At 69.2% G+C, this 19,279-nt stretch carries 19 protein-coding genes; 8 read left to right on the top strand and 11 right to left on the bottom strand.

Annotated elements, in window-relative coordinates; genetic code table 11:
* Positions 1 to 259: 259 nt before the first annotated feature.
* From ACIN94_RS23590 to metH, 3 genes are all read right to left on the bottom strand, one after another.
* Positions 260 to 763 carry a cellulose synthase gene (locus ACIN94_RS23590; RefSeq protein WP_400709645.1) on the bottom strand — a complete coding sequence of 168 codons (504 nt, stop codon included), beginning with the start codon at positions 761 to 763 and terminating at the stop codon, positions 260 to 262.
* Positions 764 to 923: 160 nt separating this feature from the next.
* Entirely contained in the window at positions 924 to 1,574 is a 651-nt protein-coding gene (locus ACIN94_RS23585; protein WP_400709642.1) for an HAD family hydrolase, read from the bottom strand.
* Between the two features lie 20 nt (positions 1,575 to 1,594).
* Positions 1,595 to 5,059 (bottom strand): methionine synthase, encoded by a 3,465-nt coding sequence (gene metH, locus ACIN94_RS23580; protein ID WP_400709639.1) that lies wholly within the window; start codon positions 5,057 to 5,059, stop codon positions 1,595 to 1,597.
* A gap of 266 nt (positions 5,060 to 5,325) precedes the next feature.
* Between metH and ACIN94_RS23575 the strand changes: the two genes are divergently transcribed.
* The 4 genes from ACIN94_RS23575 to ACIN94_RS23560 all read left to right on the top strand — a co-directional run bounded on the left by ACIN94_RS23575 (position 5,326) and on the right by ACIN94_RS23560 (position 7,968).
* A complete protein-coding gene (locus ACIN94_RS23575) occupies positions 5,326 to 6,180 on the top strand; it encodes a PAC2 family protein (RefSeq protein ID WP_400709636.1) in 855 nt (284 codons plus the stop codon).
* Between the two features lie 129 nt (positions 6,181 to 6,309).
* On the top strand, positions 6,310 to 6,822 hold the full coding sequence (gene def, locus ACIN94_RS23570) for a peptide deformylase (RefSeq protein ID WP_400709633.1): 513 nt from the start codon (positions 6,310 to 6,312) through the stop codon (positions 6,820 to 6,822).
* A 54-nt stretch (positions 6,823 to 6,876) separates the two neighbouring features.
* Positions 6,877 to 7,494, top strand: coding sequence for a Uma2 family endonuclease (locus tag ACIN94_RS23565; protein ID WP_400709630.1), 618 nt, complete (start codon positions 6,877 to 6,879; stop codon positions 7,492 to 7,494).
* Between the two features lie 270 nt (positions 7,495 to 7,764).
* On the top strand, positions 7,765 to 7,968 hold the full coding sequence (locus ACIN94_RS23560; protein ID WP_012892399.1) for a cold-shock protein: 204 nt from the start codon (positions 7,765 to 7,767) through the stop codon (positions 7,966 to 7,968).
* A gap of 278 nt (positions 7,969 to 8,246) precedes the next feature.
* Here the strand turns inward: ACIN94_RS23560 and mshC are convergent, their stop codons facing one another.
* The 5 genes from mshC to ACIN94_RS23535 all read right to left on the bottom strand — a co-directional run bounded on the left by mshC (position 8,247) and on the right by ACIN94_RS23535 (position 12,355).
* Positions 8,247 to 9,473 carry a cysteine--1-D-myo-inosityl 2-amino-2-deoxy-alpha-D-glucopyranoside ligase gene (gene mshC, locus ACIN94_RS23555; RefSeq protein WP_400709626.1) on the bottom strand — a complete coding sequence of 409 codons (1,227 nt, stop codon included), beginning with the start codon at positions 9,471 to 9,473 and terminating at the stop codon, positions 8,247 to 8,249.
* Positions 9,474 to 9,563: 90 nt separating this feature from the next.
* The gene (locus ACIN94_RS23550) at positions 9,564 to 10,280 is read right to left on the bottom strand and encodes an NRDE family protein (RefSeq protein ID WP_400709623.1); all 717 of its coding nucleotides are present in this window, start codon (positions 10,278 to 10,280) and stop codon (positions 9,564 to 9,566) included.
* 33 nt (positions 10,281 to 10,313) lie between these two features.
* A complete protein-coding gene (locus ACIN94_RS23545) occupies positions 10,314 to 11,075 on the bottom strand; it encodes an SCO1664 family protein (RefSeq protein WP_400709620.1) in 762 nt (253 codons plus the stop codon).
* Positions 11,072 to 11,647: a DUF3090 domain-containing protein gene (locus ACIN94_RS23540; RefSeq protein ID WP_400709617.1), complete on the bottom strand. Its 576-nt coding sequence runs from the start codon at positions 11,645 to 11,647 to the stop codon at positions 11,072 to 11,074. Before ACIN94_RS23540 ends, ACIN94_RS23545 begins: the two co-directional genes overlap by 4 nt.
* A gap of 9 nt (positions 11,648 to 11,656) precedes the next feature.
* Positions 11,657 to 12,355, bottom strand: coding sequence for a histidine phosphatase family protein (locus ACIN94_RS23535; RefSeq protein ID WP_400709614.1), 699 nt, complete (start codon positions 12,353 to 12,355; stop codon positions 11,657 to 11,659).
* A 65-nt stretch (positions 12,356 to 12,420) separates the two neighbouring features.
* Between ACIN94_RS23535 and ACIN94_RS23530 the strand changes: the two genes are divergently transcribed.
* Positions 12,421 to 13,365, top strand: a complete 945-nt coding sequence (locus ACIN94_RS23530) for an aldo/keto reductase (protein WP_400709611.1) — start codon at positions 12,421 to 12,423, stop codon at positions 13,363 to 13,365.
* A gap of 181 nt (positions 13,366 to 13,546) precedes the next feature.
* Positions 13,547 to 14,416: a hypothetical protein gene (locus ACIN94_RS23525; RefSeq protein WP_400709608.1), complete on the top strand. Its 870-nt coding sequence runs from the start codon at positions 13,547 to 13,549 to the stop codon at positions 14,414 to 14,416.
* Between the two features lie 53 nt (positions 14,417 to 14,469).
* On the opposite strand, the gene fabI is transcribed toward ACIN94_RS23525, so the two are convergent.
* Together fabI and ACIN94_RS23515 are read right to left on the bottom strand one after the other, a co-directional pair.
* The gene (fabI, locus tag ACIN94_RS23520) at positions 14,470 to 15,234 is read right to left on the bottom strand and encodes an enoyl-ACP reductase FabI (protein WP_400709605.1); all 765 of its coding nucleotides are present in this window, start codon (positions 15,232 to 15,234) and stop codon (positions 14,470 to 14,472) included.
* Position 15,235: 1 nt separating this feature from the next.
* The gene (locus ACIN94_RS23515; protein WP_400709602.1) at positions 15,236 to 15,940 is read right to left on the bottom strand and encodes a beta-ketoacyl-ACP reductase; all 705 of its coding nucleotides are present in this window, start codon (positions 15,938 to 15,940) and stop codon (positions 15,236 to 15,238) included.
* 77 nt (positions 15,941 to 16,017) lie between these two features.
* Between ACIN94_RS23515 and ACIN94_RS23510 the strand changes: the two genes are divergently transcribed.
* Together ACIN94_RS23510 and ACIN94_RS23505 are read left to right on the top strand one after the other, a co-directional pair.
* On the top strand, positions 16,018 to 17,517 hold the full coding sequence (locus ACIN94_RS23510; RefSeq protein WP_400709599.1) for a TldD/PmbA family protein: 1,500 nt from the start codon (positions 16,018 to 16,020) through the stop codon (positions 17,515 to 17,517).
* 77 nt (positions 17,518 to 17,594) lie between these two features.
* The gene (locus ACIN94_RS23505; protein WP_400709596.1) at positions 17,595 to 18,962 is read left to right on the top strand and encodes a metallopeptidase TldD-related protein; all 1,368 of its coding nucleotides are present in this window, start codon (positions 17,595 to 17,597) and stop codon (positions 18,960 to 18,962) included.
* A gap of 84 nt (positions 18,963 to 19,046) precedes the next feature.
* Here the strand turns inward: ACIN94_RS23505 and ACIN94_RS23500 are convergent, their stop codons facing one another.
* Positions 19,047 to 19,259: a dodecin gene (locus ACIN94_RS23500; RefSeq protein WP_400709593.1), complete on the bottom strand. Its 213-nt coding sequence runs from the start codon at positions 19,257 to 19,259 to the stop codon at positions 19,047 to 19,049.
* Between the last annotated feature and the right edge of the window lie 20 nt (positions 19,260 to 19,279).

Below are 19,279 nucleotides of genomic sequence, written 5' to 3'. Positions count from 1 at the left end.
GCCCCCTGGGTCCCAGACGACGTTGTCCAACGGACGCGTCCCCCGGTCGGGGTGTCGCGCCCTGAAGTCTCCGGACCGTTTTCACGATCCCGTGACGCAGAATCTATGGGCTGATCTGGGCTGACTAGTCCCCCGAGGCGCTATGTGGCCCAACTGTGATTCACGTGAAATTCATTTGTTCTGATCTTGAGGCGAATGTCCGGAAGCCGTTCCGTTTCCGTCTCTGATTTGTGACATTGCACTGACCGGTAACTCAGCGTCACCCGATGCCACGACGCTTGAGAATGTCCTCGATATCGGAGAAATCCTCGTCCGCGCCCGGCTTCGCGGCGGCCTTCGCGGCGGGCGCCGCCTTGGGCTGCGGCAACGGCTGGGTGGCGGTCCCTCCGGGGGCCACCGGCCTGCCCGGCGCCGCGGGAGCCCGCACCGCGGGAGCCTCGGGCGCCACCGGCCCTGCCGTACGGCGGCGGCGCAGCACCCCGGTGACCAGGAACAGCAACAGGGAGAGCCCGGTCACCGCCACCCCGGCCCACACCATGGGGTCGAACACCACCCCGGCGAAGAACCCGGCGATCGCCGTGCCGATCCGCCACAGGGTGGGCAGCGCGCCGGTCAGGTAGGCCGCCAGCGGCAGCAGCGACCAGGCGACACCACGCAGCCCCGCCACCGCCCCCCGTCGACGCATCAACAGGAAACTGAGCACCAGCCCCACACCGGTCACCCCGGCGCAGAGCGGCAACCACGCGATCTGTTCGAACGACATAGCGGACCGCCCCTCGTATCGGCTTACCAGATCCATCCTGGCATGCCGGATCGGGATAGTTCCTCCTCCTTGGGGAGGGATCATCCCCTAAGGGCCGCGAGACATCACCTCCGGGGACCGGCTCCCTCTCCGGAACATCCCCGACAGGGCCACCCCCTGGTCAGGAGCGGCGGCCCGACAGCATCCGGAGAACGTCGACGTCGACCTCGAGCAGGGACTCCACGACGAGGCGGCCGGGCGCGGAGGGAATCGGCAGCACGCTCGGCACGGCCACCACCCGGCAGCCCGCGGCGGTGGCCGAGGTCACCCCGTTCGGGGAGTCCTCCAGCGCGACGCAGCGGGCCGCGGCCACGCCCAGCAGCCGGGCGGCCTTGAGGTAGGGCTCCGGATCGGGCTTGGTCCTCGTCACGTCGTCGCCGGTCACCACGTGATCGAAGTTGTCGCCGCCGATGCCCTTCAGGCACGCTCTGGCGATCGGCCGCAGCGAGGAGGTGACCAGGGCGGTGGGCAGGCCCGCCCGCCGCACCGCCGCCAGCAGCTCGGCGGCCCCGGGCATCATCTCCACGCCGCCCGCGAGCCTGCTGGTCATGCCCTCCAGCATCCAGGCCGCCACCTCGTCGGGGTGGGCGCCCGCCCCGGAGACCTCAAGCATGTAGGCGACGGTGGACGTCATGGAGCCGCCCACCAGCTGCTCCTGGTCGGTGGACCTCCAGTGGCCGCCGAGCCGTTCCATCACCTCGGACTCGACCTGGAACCAGATCTTCTCGCTGTCCACGAGAAGACCGTCCATGTCGAAGAGAACCGCGTCCATCCCCGGACAACCCCTTACGATCACACGTTGAAATAGCTGGCCTCAGGATGGTGGACGACCAGCGCGGAGGTGGACTGCTCGGGGTGGAGCTGGAACTCCTCCGAGAGCTTCACCCCGATCCGGGAGGGGTCGATCAGCTCCATCAGCTGGACCTGATCCTCCAGGTTGGGGCAGGCGGGATACCCGAAGGAGTAACGGCAGCCGGTGACGTTGACCTTCAGCATGTCCTCCAGTGACTCGTCACCGCCGATCCCGAGCTCGCTGCGGACCCGCGCGTGCCAGTACTCCGCGAGCGCCTCGGTGAGCTGCACCGAGAGGCCGTGCAGCTCCAGATAGTCACGGTAGGCGTCCTTGGCGAACAGCTCGGCGGCGGCCTCGGAGACCCGGTTGCCCATCGTGGCCACCTGGAAGGCGACCACGTCGACCTCACCGGAGCCCTTCGAGCGGAAGAAGTCCGACAGGCACAGGTGCCGGTCGCGACGCTGGCGGGGGAAGGTGAACCTGGTCCGCTCGTTGCCCGCGTCATCCAGGATGATCAGCGAGTCGCCGTCGCTGACGCACGGGAAGTAGCCGTAGGCGACGGCCGCCTCCAGCAGGCCCTCGGTCTGCATCCGCTCCAGCCACATACGCAGGCGCGGCCGGCCCTCGGTCTCGACGAGCTCTTCGTAGGAGGGTCCGCCGCCGCCGCGGGCGGCCTTGAGACCCCACTGGCCCATGAACGTCGCCCGCTCGTCCAGGAACGCGGCGTAGTCGGCGAGCGGGATGCCCTTGATGATCCGCTCGCCGAGGAAGGGCGCCCGCGGGACGGGATTGTCGGCCGCCACGTCGGACCGGGCGGGAAGCTCCGCCTCCGGGGTCCGCACCAGAGTCGCGCCGGTCCTGACCCGCCGCTCACGCAGCGGCGGCAGACTCGCACCGGCCTCACCTCGCTTGACCGCCATGAAGGCGTCCATCAGGCGCAGTCCCTCGAAGGCGTCCCGGGCGTAGCGGACATCGCCCTGGAACAGCTCGGCGAGGTCCTGTTCCACGTAGGCGCGGGTCAGGGCGGCGCCGCCGAGCAGGACGGGGAAGCGCTGGGAGATCCCCCGGGAGTTCATCTCCTCGAGGTTCTCCCTCATGATGACCGTGGACTTCACCAGCAGCCCGGACATGCCGATGACGTCGGCGTCCTTCTCCTCGGCCGCCTCCAGGATCGCCGACACCGGCTGCTTGATGCCGAGGTTGACGACCTCGTAGCCGTTGTTGGACAGGATGATGTCGACCAGGTTCTTACCGATGTCGTGCACGTCGCCCTTGACGGTGGCGAGCACGATGCGGCCCTTGGTCTCCCCCTCGACCCGGTCCATGTGCGGTTCCAGGTAGGCCACCGAGGACTTCATGACCTCGGCCGACTGCAGGACGAACGGCAGCTGCATCTGGCCGGAGCCGAACAGCTCACCGACGGTCTTCATGCCGTCGAGGAGCACGTCGTTGACGATCTCCAAGGCCGGGCGCCGCGCCAGCGCCTCCTCCAGGTCGGCCTCCAGGCCCTTGCGCTCACCGTCGACGATGCGGCGCTTGAGCCGCTCCCACAGCGGCAGGCCGAGCAGTTCCGCGGCCCGGCCGGCCTTGACCGAGGCGGCGTCCACGCCCTCGAACAGCTCCATGAATCGCTGCAGCGGGTCGTAGCCCTCCCTGCGGCGGTCGTAGACCATGTCCAGTGCCACCTGGCGCTGCTCGTCGGGGATGCGCGCCATCGGCAGGATCTTGGAGGCGTGCACGATGGCCGAGTCGAGGCCCGCGTTGACGCACTCGTTGAGGAAGACGCTGTTGAGAACGGTACGTGCGGCCGGGTTGAGCCCGAAGGAGATGTTGGACAGGCCCAGCACGGTCTGCACGCCCGGGTAGCGCCGCTTGAGCTCGCGGATGGCCTCGATGGTCTCCAGGCCGTCGCGGCGGGTCTCCTCCTGCCCGGTGCCGATGGGGAAGGTGAGGGCGTCGATCAGAATGTCCTCGACCTTCATGCCCCAGTTGGCCGTCAGATCCTCGATGATGCGGGTGGCGACCCTGAGCTTCCAGTCGGCGGTGCGGGCCTGGCCCTCCTCGTCGATGGTCAGCGCCATGACGGCCGCGCCGTGCGCCCGGGCCAATTTCATGATCTTGGTGAAACGCGAGTCGGGACCGTCGCCGTCCTCGTAGTTGACCGAGTTGATGATCGCCCGGCCGCCGATCATCTCCAGCCCGGCCTCCAGCACGGCGGGCTCGGTGGAGTCGAGCACGATCGGCAGCGTGGAGGCGGTGGCGAAGCGGAACGCCAGCTCCTTCATGTCCCTGACGCCGTCGCGGCCCACGTAGTCGACGCACAGGTCGAGCATGTGCGCGCCGTCACGGGCCTGGGCCCGGGCGATATCGACGCACTCCTCCCAGTTCTCGGCGAGCATCGCCTCACGGAAGGCCTTGGAGCCGTTGGCGTTGGTCCGCTCCCCGATCGCCAGATAGGAGGTGTCCTGGCGGAACGGCACGTGCTGGTAGAGCGAGGCCGCCCCGGCCTCGGGACGCGGGCGGCGGGAGGCGGGCGCGTTACCGCGTACCCGCTCCACCACCTTGCGCATGTGCTCGGGGGCGGTGCCGCAGCAGCCGCCGACCAGGGACAGGCCGAAGGACCGGGTGAAGTTCTCGTGGGCGTCGGCGAGCTCGTCCGGGGTGAGCGGGTAGTAGGCGCCGTCCGCGGTCAGCTGCGGCAGGCCTGCGTTGGGCATGCAGGACAGCTGCAGCCGCGAGTGGCGCGCCAGGTAGCGCAGGTGCTCGCTCATCTCGGCCGGGCCGGTGGCGCAGTTGAGGCCGAGGACGTCGACTCCGAGCGGCTCGATCGCGGTGAGTGCCGCGCCGATCTCCGAGCCGAGCAGCATCGCGCCGTTGGTCTCCACGGTGACCTGAGCGATCACCGGCACGTCGCGGCCGGAGCCGGCGATGGCCTGCTTGGCTCCGATGACGGCGGCCTTGACCTGGAGCAGGTCCTGGCAGGTCTCGATGATCAGGGCGTCGGCACCGCCGGCGATGAGCCCGGCCGCGTTGTCGTGGTAGGCGTCGCGCAGCACGCCGTACGGCCTGTGCCCGAGGGTGGGGAGCTTGGTGCCGGGACCGATCGAGCCGAGCACGTAACGAGGGTGGTCGGGGGTGGACCAGCGGTCGGCCGCCTCGCGGGCGATCCGGGCCCCGGCCTCCGACAGCTCGTAGGTCCGCTCGGAGATGTCGTACTCGCCGAGGGCGGCGAGGTTGGCGCCGAAGGTGTTGGTCTCGACGCAGTCGACACCGACCTCGAAGTAGGCGTCGTGCACAGCCCGCACGATGTCGGGGCGCGTGGCGTTGAGCACCTCGTTGCAGCCCTCGTGCCCTTGGAAGTCGTCCAGGGTGATCTCGTTCGCCTGCAGCATCGTCCCCATGGCCCCGTCGGCGACCATTACGCGCTCGGCCAGGACATCACGGAAAGACGGTCTGCCAGTCATGAGGGAAAGCTTACTTGGAACCGTCGAGGCACTATTATTTCTGACCGCAACCGGAATCACGGTCCAATCGCTTGACGAGGTGGCCGGCAGAGCCCCGCCGCGCCGTTCCCGTCGGACCGGCGGCCCTCCGGGCTCGATACCGCCGGGCGGGCCGCCGCGGACGGCCCTGACGTGCTCATCGTTCGCACAACCTCGGAAGGTGACGTAAAGGCCTCCTTACCGCATAGGCTTAGGCGGGTAGTGGCGAGGCCAGAAGGAGGCGGCGCGTGATCGAACTCGAAGGTCTACCCGAGCTCGTCGACCCGGTGCTGATCGCCGCGTTCGAGGGGTGGAACGACGCGGGCGAGGCCTCGAGCGGAGTGATCGCACACCTCGAGGACGAGTGGAAGGCGACCCCGCTGGTCTCCATCGACCCGGAGGAGTATTACGACTTCCAGGTCACCCGGCCCATCGTCGAGATGGGTGAGGGACTGACCCGCTCCATCACCTGGCCGACCACCAAGCTGTCGGTGGCCCGGCCGCCGGGCGTGGACCGCGACGTGGTGCTGCTCCGCGGCATCGAACCCAACATGCGGTGGCGCGCCTTCTGCGAGGAGATCACCGTGGTCTGCCGCGAGCTGGGGGTGGAGCTGGCGGTGCTGCTCGGCGCCCTCCTCAACGACTCTCCCCACACCCGCCCGGTGCCGATCGTGGGCTCGGCGACCGACGAGGACCTGGCCCACGCGATCAATCTGGAACTGAGCCGCTACGAGGGGCCGACCGGCATCGTCGGCGTCCTCCAGCACGCGCTGGGCGCGGCCGGGATCCACGCGGTCACGCTGTGGGCGTCGGTGCCGCACTACGTCGCGCAGCCGCCCAACCCCAAGGCCACCCTGGCCCTGCTCAGCCGGATGGAGGACCTCCTCCACATCCCGATGCCACTGGGCGCCCTGGCCGAGGAGGCACGGGCCTGGGAGCACGGCGTGGACGAGCTGGCGTCCCAGGACAGCGAGGTGGCCGAATACGTCAAGGAGCTGGAGGAGCGCAAGGACGCCGCCGAGCTGCCCGAGGCGAGCGGAGACGCCATCGCCGCGGAGTTCGAGCGCTACCTGCGCCGCCGCGACCGTGACGGCGACGGCTGAAACAGGCGACACGCGGGCCCGTTGACGCGCTCCCCGAAATACGCAACGCACAGGTCGCACATATGTAACGGCCCCGGAAAGTGGCGGTTCCGCCGGTCACGGTTGGGGCAGGGTGGCGAGGGGAATCGTGTGCATGTCCGTCCGTCGCCTCGGGGAGTGCGTGTGGCCGTCCAGCCGATCCGACCGTTCGCAGACCCAGTGCTACGGACCGTAGCCGAACCTGTGACCACCTTCGACCGCGAACTGCGCGACCTGGTCAGGTCCCTCCAGGCCACCATGCGTGCCGGCGCTCATCGCGCGGGCCTGGCCGCTCCCCAGATCGGTGTCTCGCTCCGGGTCGTCGTCTACGAGTTGGACGGCAAATCCGGCCATCTGGTCAACCCCCGCCTGGAACCGTCCGAGCGGAAGATCGTCGCCGACGAGGCCTGCCTGTCCGCCCCGGGGCTCTGGTGGCCGCTGGAACGCTCCTACATGGTCACCGCCCGCGGCCGTGACATGTTCGGCAAGCCCGTCACCGTCCGCGCACTGGGCATGTTGGCACGGGTCCTCCAGCACGAGGCCGACCATCTCGACGGCCTCCTGTTCATCGACCGCCTCCCCGAGGACGAGCGCGAACGCTTCCTCCAAACCGTCCCCTCCTGAATCACCCGATGAAATACTGAACGTGTCCCAATGGATGCGGAAGGTTGTCGAACCATGGTTGCCATCTCACACAAGAAGCGCACTCACGACCTCGTCCCGACCGCGACCGGGCCTGAGCAGCACCTGCCGGAGACCCCCAGGGAGCTCTACGACTCCCTGCCCGAGCTGCCCAACCTGAAGATCGAGTTCATCGGTGAGAGGGTGATCGTGAGTCCCTCCGGAACCCCCGAGCACGCGAGCCGAGCCATGCTCCTCGCCCGTGCGCTGTTTCCCACCGCGGACGGACACGCGTGGGGTGTGTGGACGGGAATGATCGACGTCTGCCTTGAAGGTAGTCGTGACATGGTCATCCCGGATGTGGTCGTCGCCCCGCGCGACGCCCCGCGCTGGGGAACGCGCGAACTGCTGTCGAGTGGCCTGATCCTGGTCGCCGAGGTGGTCTCTCCCGGCACCGCCCACGACGACCGCACGATCAAGCCCGGCGCCTATGCCTCCGGCCGTGTGCCGGTGATGGTTCTCATCGATCCCGAATGCTCCCCGGCACGGATCACCGTGTTCAGCGACCCCGGCGAAGGGCGCTACCGGACCTCGGTGTCGGTGGAGCTCGGCGACAAGGTCCTGATTCCCGCTCCAGTTGATCTTCTTTTCGACACCTCAACGCTGTGCGATTGAGGTCCGGCGCGCCGGACCTCGGCTGAGATGTTCACGCCTGCCGACCCACCGTGGAGACGGTTGCCCCGCACGACAGCAACCTGTAGACTTTGATGGTTGCAGTCGTAGTTCTCGATGGCGCTTGTCATTTCAAGCGCTCCCAGAAAGACCGCCGACAGCGGGCGTTACAGTTTCTCCGGATGGTTTCCGCGGATGCATGGTAGGGTCCGCAACGCAGCCCCGAGCCGTCGACCTGACGGTTTGGTGAGGCTCCCAATGAGGAGAAGTAGTTTGTCTGAGGGCACTGTTAAGTGGTTCAACGCCGAAAAGGGCTTCGGATTCATCGCGCCGGATGACGGCACCGCCGATGTCTTCGTGCACTACTCGGCTATCAACTCCGGTGGTTACCGCACCCTGGAGGAGAACCAGCGTGTCAGTTTCACTACCACGCAGGGCCAGAAGGGCCCGCAGGCCGACCAGGTTCAGGTCATCTGATCTGATCTAAAGGCTTCTGTCTGGGCCCGCACCGCTTCGGCGGTGCGGGCCCAGATTTTTTGTCCCCGCCGACGTACCCGGGTCCCTCACCGCCGAGATGTCCGGAGGCAGAGAGGGGGCCGGACCCCGTCCAGCCCGCCGACGGCGTCTTCCCCGCCCGCGCCACCGCGCGCAGAGGCCCGCTCCCCCGGTCGCCGGGACCGGAGGAGCGGGTCCCTTCCTCCCTCATCCGGCCTCAGGCGACCGGCTCCTGCCGGATCGTCGCGGGAGGCCGGCTCTCAGAGCTCGACGCCGAGGAGTGCGTCCACCATGTCCCTGACGGACGCGGGCGCCCCGGGGTCACTCCCGACCTCCCCGGCCAGCGCCCTTCCGGCCCAGGCGTCGACGACTGCGAGTGCTCCGGGGGTGTCCAGGTCGTCGGTCATGCAGGCGCGGAGTTCCGCGAGCACGGTATCCGCTCCGGGGCCGGCCGGCAGGTCGACTGCCGAGCGCCAGCGTGCCAGCCGTACTTCGGCGGAGGCCAGCTGGTCATCGGTCCACTCCCAGTCGCTGCGGTAGTGGTGGGCCAGCAGGGCCAGCCGGATGGCCATCGGATCGGTCTGCCGGCGGAGCCTGGAGACGAAGACCAGATTGCCCTTGGACTTGGACATCTTCTCGCCGTCAAGGGCGACCATGCCCGCGTGCACGTAGGCCTTGGCGAAGGGCCACTCGCCGCAGGCGACGTGCCCCTCGTGGGCGCCGCACTCGTGGTGCGGGAAAACGAGGTCGGAGCCGCCGCCCGCGACGTCGAACCCGCTCCCCAGGTTGGCCAGCGCGATCGCGGTGCACTCGATGTGCCAGCCGGGCCTTCCCGGGCCGAACGGCGAGGGCCACGACGGCTCACCGGGACGCTCTGCTCGCCAGAGCAGCCAGTCGAGCGGGTGCTTCTTCCCGGGCCGCTCGGGGTCACCGCCACGCTGGGCGGCCAGGTCGAGCATCCGCTCTTCGGAGTACCCGGAGACGGCACCGAACTTGGGCGCCGCGGCGACGTCGAAGTAGACGTCCCCGTCGAGGTCGTAGGTGGCGCCCTTGTCCCGCAGGACCTCGATCAGCTCGACGACCTGGCCGATCACCTCGGTCACCCCGACGTATTCGCGCGGCGGGAGGATACGCAGTGCCTCCATGTCCGTCCGGAACAGCTCGATCTCACGCTCGGCCAGTTCCCGCCAGTCCTGCCCGGTCTGCGCGGCTCGCTCCAGGAGCGGGTCGTCCACGTCGGTGGCGTTCTGGGTGAAGTGGACCTCGTGACCGGCGTCCCGCCAGGCCCGGTTGACCAGATCAAAGGCGAGGTAGGTGTTGGCGTGGCCCAGGTGGGTGGCGTCGTAGGGCGTGATGCCGCAGACGTACATCCGCGCCGTGGAGCCCGGCTGAGTCGAGCCGACCTCTCCTGCGGCGGTGTCGAACAGCTGTAGCGGAGCACCAACACCGGGAAGCCGAGGGACCTTCGGCGCAGACCACGATCTCATGTATTGAGCCTATCCAGCAGACAGACCGCCCTGATCAGTTCGGGGCGGTGGATAAAGGGACACTCGTCTCAACCGCCGGAACTTAGTTCATCATTCCGGCAGGACCCGACGGAAGGCCGCGAGGTTGCGCGGATCATCGGTGAAGTCGTAGCGGATACCGTCCGCGCTCAGGGCGAGCAGGGTGACCGACAGAGAACCGAAGATCCGTCCATCGGGCAGCTCGTGGCGGATGATCAAAGAGCGGGGATCCTCGGCGGGCAGACCCGCTCCGGTGACGAGCTTCCCCCAGTCCCCCCAGGGATCGTCGAGGGCCACGGGGCGGCCGGCCCTGGCGAAGCGGGGACGGAAGAACGCGACGCGCTCGTTGTCGCCATCCCGATCCCAGCCGCTGTTGACGATCATGTGGGTTCCCGGGGGGAGCTCGTCCTGCGTCAGCACCTCCCCGTCCCAGTGCCACAGACGGGCCCCTTCGGGATCCGCCAGGACCAGATGGAAAGGGTCATAGCGGGTCAGGTCCAGGTCCGGCAGACGGCCTTGGGCGGCCACCTGGAGGGGCAGGTCGCCCCGGGAGCGGCGAGTCTCCGGCGGAGTGGGCACACCCTGGCCGTTGAGCAGGGCGCCCACCCGCCGGGCGGCGGGGTCCACGGCCAGCCAGGTACCGCCCGCCTGGAGGTCTCGGCCGCCGATCAGCCCCGGCCAGTGTTCAGCCGGAGGCACCCATGGCCGGCCGGTGAACTCATCGCGCACTCCGGCGAGGATGAGGGGGATTTCGGCACCCGGATCGATGCTGACGACAACCGTGCACATACCCGGCAGGGTATGCCCCCGCCGGAAGCGGCCTCAGATCGGGGGCCAGGGGATGGCCGGCCAGTCCTGCGAGGGGAGGGGGTGCAGGCCGGTGTCGAGCAACCTGCGGACCCGGAGCCAGGTGGCCTCGACCTCGGCAAGGGTGAGGAGCTCGCGCAGGCGACGGCCCAGGCGCCCCTGCTCCAGCTCGCGCTCCAGTCGGGCCAGGACGTTCGTGGCCTCACGGGACAGGGGTTTCCCCCGCCACTGCCAGAGCACGGTACGGAGCTTGTCCTCGGCGGCGAAGGACACGCCGTGGTCCACCCCGTGGATGTGACCGTCGACCATGGGAAGCAGATGGCCGCCCTTGCGGTCGGCGTTGTTGACGACGGCGTCGAACACGGCCATCCGCCGCAGGGCGGGCTGGCGGCTGCGGATCAGCACCATCAGGTCGACCGCCGGGTCGGTGTCGATCCAGAGCTGGCACATACCAGGCCCGAAGGGACCGTCGCGGTAGACGGTCGGCGGGACGATCCGCCAGCCGGTCGCCGCCGAGACCTCGAAGGCGGCCACCTCACGGGCCGCCAGGGTGCCGTCAGGGAAGTCCCAGAGCGGGCGTTCTCCACGTACGGGCTTGTAGACGCAGGCCGCCGCGAGCCCGCCAAGCCGGACCGAACAGTAAAGCGTCATGTTGGTCGCCTCGACCAGCCGGCCGGCGACCTCCAGCCTGCCCTCGCGGAGCAGGCGCATAGCGGTCTCGTCGTCCAGCCCCCTGACGGGCGCCGTGCTCAGCGTGGGCTCGCTTTCGGCACTCATTCGCCTCCTTCACCCGGTGAAGCGCTACTACCCCGGTAACCGTTGAGACGCACGCAAATATGCCCGCCGGCGTCGAGCGGCTGGCCGCACAGCGGGCAGGGCGGGCGTCCTGCGGCGACGAGGGCCAGGGCGCGCTTGGTGAAAGCCCTGGCCGCACCGGCGCTGATGTGCACGCGCAACACCGCGGGCTCAGTGAGCGGGGACGGCTCGAACTCCTCGTCCTCCGTAGCGATCTCCTGGGCCTCGATCACCACCTGCGCGGCATCGGCGTCCCAGGCCAGGGTCATCGTGCCGACCTTGAAGTCCTCACTGATCGGCACGTCGAGTGGCCCGTTGTCGGTCAGGCCGGCCGGTGCGGTCGCGGGCACCTGGGTCATCCCGCCGCTGCGCCGCAGCACCTCGTCTAGGAGATCATCGAGCCGGTCGGCCAACGCGGCGACCTGAAACTTCTCCAGCCCCACGGTGGTCAACCGGCCCTGTCCCCGGGCCTGGAGGAAGAAGGCTCGTGAGCCCGGCTGCCCAACGGCACCGGCCACAAACCTCTCGGGTGGGTCATAGTCGAAGACCGGCATAGCCCGACCTTACGTGGTCCCGGCTCCGCCGCCGACTGCGGCATCGCTCCCGGTGAAGTTTTCTCCCCCGTCTCGGTGTTCCGAACCCTCTGGGGGCCGGAGGCCGGTCACATCTCCCCCAAGGTCGTTGAGCCTGAGCACGAAGGGACGCAGGGGGGTGTAGCGGATCGCGGTGAGCGACGCGGGATCGGCGACTATCCGCTGAAACTGGTCCAGATGGAGACCCATGGCGTCGGCCACGATGGCCTTGATCACGTCTCCGTGGCTGCAGACGAGATAGACCGCGTCCGGCCCAAGGCGCTCGTTCCACTCCCTGACCGCGGTCACCGCCCGGTGCTGGACTGCGGCGAGGGATTCCCCGCCGGGAAACGTCACGGCGCTCGGGTGGTTCTGCACGACCTGCCACAGTGGATCCTTGGACAGCTCGCCAATCGGGCGGCCCGTCCAGTCACCGTAGCGACACTCGCCGAACCGTTCGTCGGTCAGTACCTCGGTGGAACGCCCGCCGGCGACCGCCTCGGCGGTCTCCTGGCAGCGTTCCAGCGGGCTGGAGACGATCGCGTCCAGCTCCAGCGGCGCCAGCCGTACGGCCAGCGCGTCCGCCTGCGCCTGGCCGGCCTCGCTGAGATGGACATCGGGGGTCCAGCCGGCCAGCACCGGGCCGGTGAGGGGCGTAAGGCCGTGTCTGGCCAGCAACAAGGTCGTCACGTGCCCAAGTCTTGCAGGCCTCACTCCACTACTTTTAACAGCCCGACCGGTAATCTGGCCGGATCATGGAGCAGCGCTATGTGGGCCGCAGCGGCTTGTCGGTATCCCGCCTTGGACTGGGGACGATGACGTGGGGGCGTGACACCGGAGCCGAGGAGGCCGCGGCGCAGCTCCGCACGTTCGCCGAGGCCGGCGGCACGCTTATCGACACCGCGGACGTCTACACGGGCGGCGAGGCCGAGAGGCTGATCGGCCGGCTGATCCGCGACGCGGTGCCGCGCTCGGAGCTGGTGCTGTCCACCAAAGCGGTGCTCACCCCCACCGGCCGCCGGCCGCGCAACGCCTCCAGGAAACACCTGATCGCCGCCATCGACGCCTCGCTGGCCCGTCTCGGGGTCGACGAGGTGGAGTTGTGGCAGCTGCACGCCTTCGACCCGGACGTCCCTCTGGAGGAGACCCTGGCCGCGGTGGACGCCATCGTCTCCTCTGGCCGGGCGGCCTACGCCGGGGTGTGCGACTACGCCGGCTGGCAGCTGGCCGTGGCCGCCGTCGGCCAGGGGACGGTTCCCGGCCGGGTGCCGATCGTCGCGGCCCAGGTCGAATACTCCCTGCTGGCCAGGGAGGCCGAACGCGAGCTGATCCCGGCCGCCGAGCATGTCGGTGCCGGAGTGCTCGCCTGGTCACCGCTCGGCCGGGGGGTTCTCACCGGGAAGTACCGCACGGGCATCCCCGCCGACTCGCGGGCGGCGACCCCGCATTTCGCCGACTTCGTCACCCCCTACCTGGACGAGAGGTGCCGCCGGGTCGTGGAATCGGTGACGACCGCGGCCGAGGGGCTCGGCGTCTCACCGCTGTCTGTTGCCCTGTCCTGGGTCCGTGACCAGCCGGGAGTGACCTCGGCCATCGTCGGCGCACGCACCCACGCCCAGCTGGCCGGCGTGCTCCAGGCAGAGGACCTCACTCTGCCGGTGGAGATCAGGGAGGCGCTCGACGACGTCTCGGCCGACTGAGATCGGGAAGGGCCCGAGGGAGAAACAGAACGAGAATCCATCTCATGTATCACCACTCGGTACCGAATCGCAACTTTACGTGGAAACCCCGGGCCTTCCCGCAAAACTGTTGATTGAGTGACGGGAGGGGGCGCCCGGATGTCAACGAGACTCCGTCGTTGATGGGCGTAAGGGGGGACAGTTGCGAACTGCGATCTCTGCCGGCGCGCTGGCGCTGGCGCTGAGCGCCGGGATCACCATGGTCACGGCCACAGCCGCGACCGCCACCGCGCGGGCGGACTGTGACAGCGGCGGGCTGCTCGGCGGGATAACCGGCGGCCTCTGCAGGGCTGTGGACACCGTCGGCAATGTCGTGAACGGGCTCACGGGCACCGTTCTGCCCCCGGCCCCCAAGAGCGACGGCCTTGACGCCCCCAAGGGAACGGCCGGTGACGGAGCAGGCGACCCCCGGCCTTCCCCCACCCCGGACACCGGGGCTGCCGCGACGGAAGGCCTGCTGCTGCCCAAAGTTCTCGACACCGTCTGTCTCCCGCTGGTGGCCTCTCCCGAATGCACGGGACCGTCGGCGATCTCCGCCCCGGAGAGACCGGAGAGAACCGAGAGCACGGAGAGAACGGCGCAGCCGTCCACGCGACCGCGTCCCCGCCTCTCCCGGACCGGCGGACCGGAACCGGCCAGGGAGCCGACAGCGCCGTTGCCGACCGAGCCGTTGCGCCCGCTGGAGACCCGGACGCGCACTGCCGACACGGACGAGCCGGTGACCCCTCAACCGCTCCTCGTGATCGACGCCGAGGCGCCCCGGGTCGACCTGCTCTGGCCCGGGGCGGCCATGCAGGAGTTCCAGAGACGCATGCAGGAGTTCCAGAGGGGAACGCCGCCGGACAGGCGGACCGTCACTCCCGCCCGGGCATCCGACACGCTGGGCACCATGTTCACCGCCGCCCTGCTGATCGCGGCGATCCTCGCCGTCCGGGTGCTGTACACCAGGCGGACCGGCGAGGAGTCGATGCCGTTCGAGCCACTCAGGACGGGGCGGCACCGGACGGCCTAGGGCCCTCTGCCCCGGACCTCCGATCGCCGGCGTGCCGCTCCCCGGAAGCGCTGCTAGGCGCCGATCGCGTGCACGCCGCCGTCGACGTGCACGATCTCGCCGGTGGTGGCCGGGAACCAGTCCGACATCAGCGCCAGACAGGCCTTGGCCGCGGGCACGGTGTCCCCCAGGTCCCAGCCGAGGGGGGCCTTCTCCGGCCAGCTGTCCTCGAACTCCTTGAAACCGGGGATGCTCTTGGCCGCCATCGTGCGCAGCGGCCCGGCCGCCACCAGGTTGACGCGGATCCCGTGCTTGGCGAGATCGCGGGCCAGGTAGCGGGAGCACGACTCCAGGCCCGCCTTGGCCACGCCCATCCAGTCGTAAACGGGCCATGCCTTGCTGGCGTCGAAGTCGAGCCCGACGACCGCGCCGCCCTCCTTCATCAAGGGCAGGCAGGCGACCGCCAGCGACTTGAACGAGTAGGTCGAGACGTGCAGGGCGGTCGCCACGTCCTCCCACGGGGTGTTCAGGAAGTTTCCGCCGAGACAGCTCTGCGGGGCGAAGCCGATGGAGTGCACCACACCGTCGAGCCCGTCCAGGTGCTCGCCGACGCGGTCGGCCAGCGAGTCGAGATGCTCGGCGTTCTGCACGTCCAGTTCGATCACCGGCGGCGGCTCGGGGAGCCGCTTGGCGATGCGCTCGACCAGGCTGAGACGGCCGAAGCCGGTCAGCACGACCTGCGCGCCCTCCTCCTGGGCCAGCTTGGCGACCGAGAAGGCGATGGAGGCGTCGGTGAGGACACCGGTGACCAGAATTCGCTTGCCTTCGAGGATTCCCACGTCAGTGCCCCATTCCCAGGCCGCCGTCCACAGGGATGACGGCCCCCGTGATGTAGGCGGCATCCTCGCTGGCCAGGAACCTGACCACGCGTGCGATCTCGTCCGCGTGGGCGTAGCGACCCAGCGGGATGTTCTTGCGGATCTGCTCCTGATAGGCCTCATCCAGCGCGGCCGTCATGTCGGTCTCCACGAAACCCGGGGAGACCACGTTGACCGTGATGCCGCGCGAACCGAGCTCCCGTGCCACGGACCGGGCGAAACCGATCATCCCGGCCTTGGAGGCGGCGTAGTTGCTCTGCCCTGCCGAGCCGAGCATCGCCACCACGGAGGAGACCAGCACGATCCGGCCGCGCTTGAGCCGCAGCATGCCACGCGTGGCGCGCTTGGCCACCCGGTAGGCGCCGGTCAGGTTGGCGTCGATGACGTCGGTGAAAGTCTCCTCCTTCATCATCGGCAGCAGCGTGTCCTTGGTGATGCCGGCGTTGGCGACGAGCACTTCGACCGGGCCGTGCTCGGCCTCGACCTTCTCGAACGCCGCATCGACGTCGGCCGTGCTGGTCACATCGCAGCGCACGCCGAACAGCCCCTCGGGGGGCTCTCCGGAGCGGTAGGTCACGGCGACGGCGTCGCCGGCCTGGGCGAGCTGGCGGGCGATCGCAAGGCCGATGCCGCGATTTCCGCCGGTTACGAGAACAGATCGAGCCATAGACCTGACGCTATCGGCTACCCGGGGGTAAACCAGTTGTCCGTGGGGGACAAGATCACAGGGTTAGGATCGTTGACATGCGCCAGATCGATCCCGATTTCCTCGCTCTGCCCATGAGACGGCTGGCGGACGCGGCTCTGCAACGCGCCCGCGACCTCGGCGCCGAGCACGCCGACTTCCGGCTTGAACGGGTCCGCGCGGAGACCCTGCGTCTGTCCGACGCGTCACTCGAAGGCTCCATCGACGCCGACGACCTCGGCTATGCCGTACGGGTCGTCAAGAACGGCACGTGGGGTTTCGCGTCCGGCATCGAGCTCACCCCCGAGGCGGCCGTGAAGGTCGCCGAGCAGGCGGTGGAGGTGGCCGTCATCTCCGCGGCCGTCAACCGCGAGCCCATCGAGCTGGCTCCCGAACCGGTCCACTCCGACGTCACCTGGGTCTCGGCCTACGATGTCGACCCGTTCGAGGTGCCGATGCGCGACAAGGTCGCCCTGCTCGCCGACTGGTCGGACAGCCTGTTGCGAGACCCGCGCGTGGACCATGTCCGGGCCTCGCTGCAACAGGTCAAGGAGCAGAAGTTCTACGCCGACACGGCAGGCACCTCCACCACCCAGCAGCGGGTGCGCCTGCACCCCGAGCTGGAGGTGATGAAGGTCGAGGATGGGCGTTTCGAGGCGATGCGCACGCTGGCCCCACCGGTCGGCCGGGGGTACGAATACCTCACCGGCACCGCCTGGGACTTCCCCGGCGAGCTCGCCCGGCTTCCCGAGCTCCTGGAGGAGAAGTTCAGGGCGCCGTCCGTCGAGGCCGGACAGTATGACCTGGTCGTCGATCCGTCCAACCTGTGGCTGACGATCCACGAGTCCATCGGGCACGCCACCGAGCTGGACCGCGCCCTCGGCTACGAGGCGGCCTACGCCGGGACCAGCTTCGCCACCTTCGACCAGCTCGGCAAGCTCGTGTACGGCTCGCAGGTCATGAACGTGGTCGGTGACCGCACGACGGAGCACGGCCTGTCCACGATCGGCTACGACGACGAGGGCGTGGCGACCAGGCAGTTCGACATCGTCTCCGGCGGTGTCCTGGTCGGCTACCAGCTTGACCGGCGGATGGCCCGGCTGAAGGACCTCGGCGCCTCCAACGGCTGCGCCTTCGCCGACTCCCCCGGTCACATGCCGATCCAGCGCATGGCCAACGTGTCGCTGCTGCCTGCCCCCGACGGCCCCTCCACCGAGGGACTGATCTCCGGGGTGGAGCGCGGCATCTACGTCGTGGGCGACAAGAGCTGGTCCATCGACATGCAGCGTTACAATTTCCAGTTCACCGGTCAGAGGTTCTACCGGATCGAGAACGGCAGGCTCGCCGGGCAGGTCCGCGATGTCGCCTACCAGGCCACGACCACCGACTTCTGGCGGTCCATGGCAGCCGTCGGCGGCCCGCAGACCTATGTGCTGGGCGGCGCGTTCAACTGCGGCAAGGGCCAGCCCGGGCAGGTCGCCCCGGTCAGCCACGGCTGCCCGTCTGTGCTCTTCCGCAACGTGCGCATCCTCAACACACTGCAGGAGAGTGGCAAGTGAACGAGCGCGGCGAGCGAGCCACCAGTGAACACGGCACCCCGCCGAACACCTCGGCCGGCCGTCACGAAGGGAGTGGGATGAGCCCTCAGGAAATGATCGAAAAGGCTCTGGACCTCTCCACGGCCGACGACGTCGTCGTGATCGTGGACGAGGGCTCCAGCGCCAACCTGCGCTTCGCGGGCAACACGCTCACCACCAACGGTGTGGGCCGCTCCGCACAGCTCACGGTGATCTCGATCGTGGGCCGGGGGGTGGGAGTGGTGTCGCGGGCGGCGGTCCGTCCCGAACAGCTCGCCGACATCGTCGCGGCGGCCGACCACGCTGCGGAGGACGCGACCCCGTCCGAGGACGCCCGGCCGCTGGTCGAGGGCACCCGCTCGGCGGACTGGGACCTGCCCGCGGAGCCCACCTCCATCGGGGTGTTCAGCACCTTCGCCCCCGCCCTGGGCGACGCGTTCGCCACGGCGGAGGCGGGCGGGCGCAAGCTGTACGGCTTCGCCGAGCACACCGTCACCACCACCTACGTGGGCACCTCGACGGGGGCCCGGCTCCGGCACACCCAGCCCACCGGCCGCCTGGAGCTCAACGCCAAGTCGCCGGACATGAAGCGCTCGGCGTGGACGGGTGTGGCCACCCGGGACTTCTCGGACGTGGACGTGGCGGCGCTGGACGCCTCGCTGGCCCGGCGGCTGGAGTGGGCGAAGAACCGGATCGACCTGCCGGCGGGCCGGTACGAGACGCTGCTGCCGCCGACGGCCGTGGCCGATCTGATGATCTACCTGTACTGGACGGCCGGCGCCCGGGACGCGCTTGAGGGCCGCACGGTCTTCTCCAAGCCCGGGGGCGGGACCCGCGTCGGGGAGACCCTCTCCCCCCTGCCGATCCGCCTGTACAGCGATCCGGCCGCACCGGGCATCGCCTGCGCGCCGTCCGTGGTGGCGCACGCCTCCAGCCGGCAGAGCTCGGTGTTCGACAACGGCCTTCCGCTGGCGCCCACCGACTGGATCTCCGACGGCACCCTGGCGAGCCTGATCCAGACCCGGCACTCGGCCGAGCTGACCGGACTGGCCGTGACTCCGGCGATCGACAACCTGATCCTGGAGGGAGCCGAGGGCGGCCGGTCGCTGGAGGAGATGATCGCCTCCACCGAGCGTGGCCTGCTGCTCACCTGTCTGTGGTACATCCGCGAGGTGGATCCGCAGAGCCTGCTGCTCACCGGGCTGACCCGTGACGGCGTCTACCTGGTGGAGAACGGGGAGGTCGTCGGCGAGGTGAACAACTTCCGCTTCAACGAGAGCCCGGTGGACCTGCTCGGCCGCCTCACCGAGGTCGGAGCCGCGGAGCAGACCCTGCCACGTGAGTGGAACGACTACTTCACGCGCACGGTGATGCCCGCGATCCGGGTGCCCGACTTCAACATGTCGACGGTCAGCCAGGCCAGCTAGAGCTGGGAGAGCGGGACGATTCTCACCGTGGGAAGACCGCTTCCATCCCCGTAGTCCGCGTCCTGGGGGACTCCGCCGTACAGGTCAGGTGTCCTCCAGGCGGAACCCGACCTTCATGCCGACCTGGAAGTGGCCGACCTCACCGTCGACGATATGCCCTCTGACCTCGGTCACCTCGAACCAGTCGAGGTGACGCAAGGTCAGCGAGGCACGGCGGACACCATTGCGGATGGCCGCCTCGAGACTCTCCCCCGACGTGCCGACGATCTCGGTCACCCGGTATGTGCGATCCGTCATGCCGTCATCTCTACCCGGAG

It is taken from the genome of Streptosporangium sp. NPDC087985 (assembly GCF_044741965.1).
In the GTDB taxonomy this organism is placed as follows: domain Bacteria; phylum Actinomycetota; class Actinomycetes; order Streptosporangiales; family Streptosporangiaceae; genus Streptosporangium.
Note: the sequence above shows the minus strand (reverse complement) of the source record. Positions and strands in the feature narration are given on the sequence as shown.